Origin of the sequence: Streptomyces sp. AHA2 (assembly GCF_036857595.1) — a bacterium.
GTDB lineage: Bacteria > Actinomycetota > Actinomycetes > Streptomycetales > Streptomycetaceae > Streptomyces.
Map to the genome: position 1 here is coordinate 147,493 of NZ_JAUQWJ010000016.1, position 7,248 is coordinate 154,740.

Here is a 7,248-nt window from a genome sequence, read left to right on the forward strand (position 1 = left end):
TGCCGCGTCTCTGCTGTTCGTTCTGCACACACACCGCTCATGAGAGGCCACTTCCGTGGGGAACTCGACCGTTCGCGCCGTCGATCAGACGAGCGCTTCAGTGAGGGCACGCGGCGGCCTCGCCGTGTTCAGCGTGGCCTTCGCCTTCTGGATCACCATGGCGGGCACCACGGCGCCCACCCCCCTGTACCCGGTGTACGGCGAGGAGTTCGGCTTCACCCCGTTCACCGTGACGGTGGTCTTCGCCGTCTACGCACTGGGGGTCGTCCTCGGCCTGCTGGTCTTCGGCCGGCTCTCGGACCAGGTGGGCCGCCGCCCGGTCCTGGTCGCCGCCACCCTGCTGTCCGTGTGCGCCGCGGGCATCTTCCTGCTGGCCCAGAGCGTCGCCGCGATGCTCGTCGCCCGTGTCGTCTCCGGCTTCTCGGCCGCCCTGGTGACCGGTGCCGCCACCGCCTCACTCACCGAGCGGCTCGGGCAGCACAGCCGTATCAAGCCTGCGACCCTGGCGCTGTTCGCGAACATGGGCGGGCTCGCGTGCGGCACGCTGCTCGCGGGCGTCCTGGCGGACCTCGCACCGTCTCCGCTGCGCACCCCGTGGGTCGTCATGCTCGGCCTCGCCGCGATCGCGGTGCTCGGCGTCGCCCTCAACGGGGAGAGTTCCGCCCACCGTTCGGGCTTCTCCCTGCAGTTCCAGCCCTTGCACGTCCCGGCCGAGATCCGGTCCGACTTCCTGCGTTCCGCGATGGCCGCGGGCGCGGGCTTCGCCGTGCTCGGAGTCCTGACCGCGGTGACGGGTCTGTTCCTGGGGACGGTGCTGCACGAGTCGAGTCACTCGCTCACCGGCCTGGTGGTCTTCGTCGCCTTCGCGTGCACCGCTCTCGGCCAGCTCCTGGTCCGCACCCTCAAGCCCACCACCGCCCTGCCGGCGGCGTGCCTGGGCCTGATCGTCGCGGCCGGCCTGATCGCCACCGCGATGGCCACCAGTTCCCTGGCCCCCCTGCTCGTCGGAGCCGCGATCAACGGTCTGGCCACGGGCGTCGCCGTCGGTCACGGTCTGGGCAGCATCACCACACGCAGCGCCCCCCAGCATCGGGGCGCCTCGGTCTCCACCTTCTTCGCCATCCTGTACTCGATGCTGGCGGTGCCCGCGATCGGAGTGGGCGTGCTGATCCGCGAGACCAGCCTGCGCCCGGCCGGGGAGACGTTCAGCGCCGTGGTCGCCGCGCTCTGCCTCGGCGTACTGCTCAGCCTGGTGCGCACCGGCCGGAACGCCGCCTGACCCGGGCGACCGGGGCTCCGCCCGCGAACCGGACCGGGAGGGCCCGACTGTGCCAGAATCACGACGACGACACGATGCGAAGGGTTGACGAAACCATCAGCGCCACGCCCAAACCCCACCAGACCTGCGACAAGACGACGGTCATCAGCCGGACCGGCCCGCGTCGCAGCGAGAGCGTACGTCTCGCCGTACTGCACGCCGCGGACGATCTGCTGGTCGAGCGGGGCTTCTCGGCTCTGACCATCGAGGGCATCGCCCAGCGCGCCGGCGTGGCCAAGCAGACGATCTACCGCTGGTGGAAGTCGAAGGTCGACATCCTCCTCGACACCCTCACCGATGACGCCCGCGAGGCGCTGGAATGGCGCGTGGACGAAGAGGCCGGCGTCGAGGAGAACCTCACCTCCCACCTGCGGCGCGTGGCCGATTTCTTCGAGGAGCCGGCCGGACAGGTTCTGCTGGCCCTCCTCGGCCACGCCCAGTTGGACAGCGAGACCGCCGCATCGCTGCGGTCCGAGTTCCTGCAGGAGCAGCGCAAGCGCGACATGACCGGCCTGCGGGATCTGCTCGCCCGTGAACAGGACTTCGTGATCGACGACCGCACGATCGAACAGGTCGTGGATGTGCTGCTCGGCCCGTTGTACTACCGGGTGCTGCTCTTCGGCTCCCCCATCGACAGGGATCTGGTGGAGACCACGTCCCGCCTCGCCCTCGATCTCGCCCGCCGGTCGTCGAAGGCGGACCGCTGACGAGCAGCTGACCTGAAGTGGCCCCCGACTTCGTCGGGGGCCACGCGCATGCGACGGTCAGTGCAGGCTGATGCAGCCGTTCCTGATGGCCTCGATGACCGCTTCGGTGCGTGATGCCGCGCCCAGCTTGATGAAGATCGAGTGCAGATGGACCTTGACCGTCCGCTCGGATATGCCGAGCAATCGGGCGACCATCCTGTTGGAATTCCCCTCCTTGATCCCGTTGAGCACCTGGCGCTCACGCGGGGTGAGCGCCGAGGCCGATTTGACGGCCTGGCGACTCGGCCCCTGATCGGGATGGAGAGTGGCCACTAATCCTTCGGGCGTCGGCCTGGATGCGCGAGACATGTACTTCCCCCTGCCATGCATGGTCATCACTCATCACGATGCGCCCGCGAGAGCGCCCTTGCCCACGCGGCCGCATCTTCAACGATTGCTCGTCACGAAAACAGTATATGGGCGGGACCGAAAACCGCGGATTAAACGTGGGTTACTTCACACGCGAAGGTTGCATTCTGAACTTCTTCCTCGACGCAGTCGGAATCCACGATTCCGCGCAAAGAAAATGTACGATGCATGCATAACGCTGGATTACACGTCGCACGATCACTAGGGTTGACCTCGCAGGGGCGGCGACCTGGTACCTCAACGCCATCCGCTTCGCCGCTGCGGAGCGGCCATACATTACACGAAGCATGGCTCGATCACCTCTCCGGCCATTGACCCGAAGGGCTCGGAGACCCTCCTCAAGAAAGGAATAGTCGATGTGTTCCGTGACCTGTTTCGGGCGGCGAGACAAGTCCGTCACCGGAAAAAGAACGGCAGGGCCGAAATAGATCTCACAAGAGTGCGATCTGTCCACGAGGATCATGCACCCTGTAGATCAGCCGCGTATCGGCGGACGGTGTCGATGCCGCTTCTCCCGCGACCGTAACCCTCTTCTTGATAGCCGCGCATTCCGCCGCTCGGAAGGCGCGCAGATATCTCGGCTTCATGGTCGTCGGCGGAATGTCACATCATGCCGGCGCGCCCACATCGAGCAGCGGACCGAATTCAGGAGCAGCCTTGAGTGAAATCGATACCGACGATCCCGGCCAGGACGGTGACTGCGCCCACGACCCGACCGGTGTCCTCGCGTCGCACGTGGACCTGCGCCTCCTGCCGGCCCTTGACGCGCTTCTGCAGGAGGGCAGCGTGACCGGTGCGGCGGAGCGTCTGGCTCTGTCCCCGCCCGCCATGAGCCGGGCACTGTCCAAGATCCGCCGCGCGCTCGGCGACCCGGTACTGGTGCGCGCCGGGCGGGGTCTCGTCCCGACGCCGCGGGCATTGGAACTCCAACCGAGAGTAAGGGCGTTGATGCGGGAGGCCGAGGCCCTCCTCGCGCCGAGCCGGCAGCAGGAACTCGCCCGGGTCAGCAGGACTCTCACCATCGTGGCGGACGAGGCCTACGCGGCGGTGCTGGCCCCGGCTCTGCTGACCCGGGCCAGCTCGGAGGTGCCACTCGCCCGCTTCGCCTTCACGGCGGAGAACAGCCACGGCAGCGCGCCCTTGCGGGAGGGAGCCGTGGACATCGAGGTGGGCGTCATCGACGAGTGCAGCCCGGAACTGCGGATCGAACCGCTCTTCGCGGATCGGTTCGTGGGCGTGGCCCGGTCCGGGCACCCTCTGCTGGCCGGAGCGCCGAGTGCGGCGGCGTTCGCCGCGGTACGGCACGTCAGCGTCTCTCGCAAGGGTCGTATGACGGGCCCGATCGACGGGGCCCTGAAGGCGCGCGGGCTGCGGCGGGACGTGATCGCCTCCGTGGCGAGCTACGGGGAGGCGCTGCTGATGATCGCGTCCAGCGACCTGGTGACCGCGATGCCGCACTCGCTCGCCGCCAGCGCGCAGGAGTGCGTGTCCGTCGAACTGTTCGACCTTCCGGTGGAGACCGAGCCCATCCACATCTGCCAGGCCTGGCACCCCCGCCGCGAGACCGAACCCGTCCACGCGTGGCTCCGGCAGGCCGTCCGCTCCGCACTGACCCGGTCAGCGCCCTCGGCCCGTCCTCTTGATCGGGACGACCGGGGCCGACGGTGACAGCGCCGGTCCCGTCCCGCCGAGGGTTCCTTCGAGCGGACGGACGATGCTCAGCTCCCGGCGCCGGCCGGACGCCGCAGGGGGCCGTCGAGGAGGACATCGACATCCGACGACGACACCGGCGGGACCGAACCGGTGCAGGCGCCGAGCAGCAGTCGCGCCGTCAGGCCGGCATCGATGTCGCTGCGTATGTCACCGCTGCATGCGGCCCGCTCCAGCAGTTCCGTCAGCCGGCGGACCACGGCCGTCCGGCACGCCGCGTCGGGGTTGCCCGGGCCGGGTTCGCCGCCCGCTGCCCAGAACAGGGCGTGACGCGCCGGGTCGTGCGCCGCGGCGTCGGCCACACCGCGCAGTAGTCCTACGAGCCGGTCCAGCGGCGCGCCCGTCCCCGTGTCGCTCGCGCCGAGCAGGGCCCGCACGTCGTCGCGGACCGGCTGGGTGACGGCCCGCAGAAGTTGGGCCTTGCTCTCCACGTGCCGGTACAGCGCCGCCTTGGTGAAGCCGAGGCGGGCGGCGATGTCGCTCATGCTGGTCGCCTCGTAGCCACGCTCGTGAAACAGGGCCGTCGCGGTCGTGAGGACGTCCTCACGACCGCGACGGCCACGGCGTGACGACGTCGGCGTCGTCACGGGCGGGGTCACCGCGGTGCCCGCCCCCGGCACATCTCCAGCAGCGCCTCGGCCACGCCCGCTCCGCCCTCCCCCAGTTCGTCGGCGTACCGACCGCGTATGGAGAGCTCACGGCCGGAGTCGACCGGGGAGCCGCCGCCCCGGGTGCGGATGCGCTGGATCTGCCGCGACGTCTCCAGCCGTTCCTTGAGCGTCCCGATGAGGGAACGGTCCAAGGCGTCGATCTGTTCACGCAGCCGCGCGATGTCCCCGGAACCGGCCTTCGTGGGGCTTCCGGTGCCTGGGGTGCTCTCGGTGTGCATCGTCCTGCTCCGTTCGTGTGTCGGGACTCGGGCCGCCGAGGGGTACGAACCCAGGCTTCTCAGCCCGGGTACACGCAGGCGCAGCAGGTCCACGGCCCGCCTGGTCGCCGACTGCTCGATGCTGCCGGGGCAGTCGGCGAAGAGGACGGAGCCGCTCCGCCCGTCGGACACCACCTGGACGGACACGGCCCGCAGGAGGGGGTGGCGCCGCACATCCTCGATGAGCCCGTCGAGTGCTCCGGGCCGGCTCTCGACGCGTGCGATCAGCGAGGTGCGGTCGTCTGCCGGACCGGCGCCGACGCGGCCACGGCCCCGCGCGAACAGCAGGAACCGGGTGACCGCACCGGCCGTGTCCTGCATTCCGGTGACCAGGACTCGCAGGCCGTAGTGCGCGGCGGTGAAGTCGCCCGCCACGGCGGCGTCGCACTCCCGGTCGCGGACCCTGCGCGCGGCCTCGGCGTTGGACGGTGCCGGTGTCCAACGGACCTCCGGCAGCCGCCTGTCGAGCCATCCGCGGACCTGTGCCCCGGCGTGCGGGTGCCCACTCACCGTGCGGATCTGTGCGAGCCGTGTGCCGGGACGGACCAGCAGGGCGAACTCGACGGGGAGCACGACCTCCTTGAGCACGCTCAGCGCGGGTGACTCGGCGGCAGCGCGCACCGTGTCCGCGACCAGTCCGGCCACGGTGTTGTGCACGGGCAGCATGGCCGCGTCCACGGCACCGCGGCACAGCGATGTCAGGGCGTCGGCGGCTGTCGCGGCCGGCGACAGCCGGGAGCCCGCCACCTCCGGAAGGGACCGCAGGGCCAGTTCGGTGAAGGTGCCCGCCGGCCCCAGATAGGCGAACCGCCCCTGTGGGCGGGGAGGTCGTCCTCCTGCCGGACCTGTCGGAACGTGCGGTGTCGGTGCCTTCATCTCACGCGGTGGCCAGAGCGGTGTCCATGGTGCTCGCCACGGCCCCCTTGGCCCGTCGCAGCTCCTTCTCCTCCAGCAGCCCGGGGGCGAACGCGGCCGCGTCGATCCCGACCACTGCGGCGATCCGCCCGGCCTGCTCCACCTCGACCGTCGTGCGGAAGGTGAGCCGGCTGGGTTCCGCCACCTCCGACTCGTCCACGGTCAGACGCAGCGTGGCGCCCACGGGGAACAGGAAGTTGGAGAAGGTGGTGTTCATGGAGTTGAGCACGATGTAGTAGCGCTGTTGCGGCCAGCGGGCCGTGTAGTAGCGCTCCACGACCGCCACCAGCATCTGGCGGGCCGCCTCGACGGCCACCATCCCCTGTACGTGCACCCGGTCCTGGACGTCGACGAGCAGTTCGTTGTGGTCGTGCAACCGCAGCGCTGCCTCGTACGTCGTGTCGTCGACCTGGGTGAGTCCGGCGACGAGCACGTTGTCCTCGCGGGCCTTGTGCAGTTCCTGGCGTGCGGCGGGCCGCTCCGCGGAGTGCACCAGCACGATCCGGTCGTCCAACTGCCGTCGGGTGATGGCGTCCTGGAGGTAGGAGATCTCGAACTCTCCGACGCCCTGGCCGGTGACCACGTGCACCGGTCCGTCGACGGTGTCGAGGTCGCCCGCGTCGAGCGAGCGGGCGAGCCGCGAGAACGTATCGGCACCGACGGCGTCGGCGAAGTCGCGGAACCGGTCTCCGACGACGAGTCGGGAAGTGGCTGAGCTGCTCATGTAGTTGCCTCCTGGCAGTAAAGACCGCGGTCGTGCGCAGCCGCGGACGTGCTTCCGGCGTGAAGTCGGCGCGACGCGCCCGGTGATCACCTGTTGGCTGAGGTGCTGAGGGCCCGGGGCGGGGGCCCGCGGCCGCTGTCCACGCAGACGGGGGAGCCGTCGACGTGGCACGATGCGACCCGTGCCGTGCTGAGGTGAGGGCCCGCGCTCAACTCCATGGCAGGCCGCCCAGATAGGACCGCACGTTGCGGCGGGTCTCGGCCACGCTGTCGCCGCCGAACTTCTCCGCCACCGCGTCGGCGAGGACGAGGGCCACCATGGCCTCGGCCACGATCCCGGCGGCCGGGACGGCGGACACGTCGGAACGCTGGTGGTGGGCCTGTGCGGCCTCACCGGTGGAGACGTCCACCGTCCGCAGGGCGCGCGGGACGGTCGCGATGGGCTTCATCGCCGCCCGCACGCGCAGCAGTTCACCCGTGGTCAGACCGCCCTCGGTGCCGCCCGAGCGGCCCGAGGCCCGTCTGACGCCTTCCTCGGT

General features: G+C 70.1%; 8 protein-coding genes. 3 read left to right on the forward strand and 5 right to left on the reverse strand.

Features of this window, described 5'->3' with window-relative positions:
* Positions 1–100: 100 nt before the first annotated feature.
* Together Q5694_RS26840 and Q5694_RS26845 are read left to right on the forward strand one after the other, a co-directional pair.
* The gene (locus tag Q5694_RS26840) at positions 101–1,279 is read left to right on the forward strand and encodes an MFS transporter (RefSeq protein ID WP_333935948.1); all 1,179 of its coding nucleotides are present in this window, start codon (positions 101–103) and stop codon (positions 1,277–1,279) included.
* Between the two features lie 74 nt (positions 1,280–1,353).
* Entirely contained in the window at positions 1,354–2,025 is a 672-nt protein-coding gene (locus Q5694_RS26845; RefSeq protein ID WP_333935949.1) for a TetR/AcrR family transcriptional regulator, read from the forward strand.
* Positions 2,026–2,082: 57 nt separating this feature from the next.
* Here the strand turns inward: Q5694_RS26845 and Q5694_RS26850 are convergent, their stop codons facing one another.
* Complete coding sequence (locus Q5694_RS26850) at positions 2,083–2,337, reverse strand: response regulator transcription factor (protein ID WP_333935950.1); 255 nt, start codon at positions 2,335–2,337, stop codon at positions 2,083–2,085.
* Positions 2,338–3,090: 753 nt separating this feature from the next.
* On the opposite strand from Q5694_RS26850, the gene Q5694_RS26855 reads away from it, so the two are divergent.
* Complete coding sequence (locus Q5694_RS26855; protein ID WP_333935951.1) at positions 3,091–4,101, forward strand: LysR family transcriptional regulator; 1,011 nt, start codon at positions 3,091–3,093, stop codon at positions 4,099–4,101.
* A 50-nt stretch (positions 4,102–4,151) separates the two neighbouring features.
* Here the strand turns inward: Q5694_RS26855 and Q5694_RS26860 are convergent, their stop codons facing one another.
* The 4 genes from Q5694_RS26860 to Q5694_RS26875 form a co-directional block, all read right to left on the reverse strand.
* Complete coding sequence (locus Q5694_RS26860; protein WP_333935952.1) at positions 4,152–4,763, reverse strand: TetR/AcrR family transcriptional regulator; 612 nt, start codon at positions 4,761–4,763, stop codon at positions 4,152–4,154.
* Complete coding sequence (locus tag Q5694_RS26865) at positions 4,739–5,947, reverse strand: chorismate mutase (protein WP_333935953.1); 1,209 nt, start codon at positions 5,945–5,947, stop codon at positions 4,739–4,741. Before Q5694_RS26865 ends, Q5694_RS26860 begins: the two co-directional genes overlap by 25 nt.
* Before the next feature lies 1 nt (position 5,948).
* Positions 5,949–6,710: an AfsA-related hotdog domain-containing protein gene (locus tag Q5694_RS26870; RefSeq protein WP_333935955.1), complete on the reverse strand. Its 762-nt coding sequence runs from the start codon at positions 6,708–6,710 to the stop codon at positions 5,949–5,951.
* A gap of 208 nt (positions 6,711–6,918) precedes the next feature.
* The coding region (locus tag Q5694_RS26875; protein ID WP_333935956.1) for a chorismate synthase at positions 6,919–7,248 on the reverse strand (330 nt) is incomplete at its 5' end.

Excerpts from the sequence above, each read along its gene's own strand:
- Q5694_RS26845 (WP_333935949.1), top strand. The coding sequence starts at position 1,354 with ATGCGAAGGGTTGACGAAACCATCAGCGCCACGCCCAAACCCCACCAG.
- Q5694_RS26865 (WP_333935953.1), bottom strand. The coding sequence starts at position 5,947 with ATGAAGGCACCGACACCGCACGTTCCGACAGGTCCGGCAGGAGGACGA.
- Q5694_RS26870 (WP_333935955.1), bottom strand. The coding sequence starts at position 6,710 with ATGAGCAGCTCAGCCACTTCCCGACTCGTCGTCGGAGACCGGTTCCGC.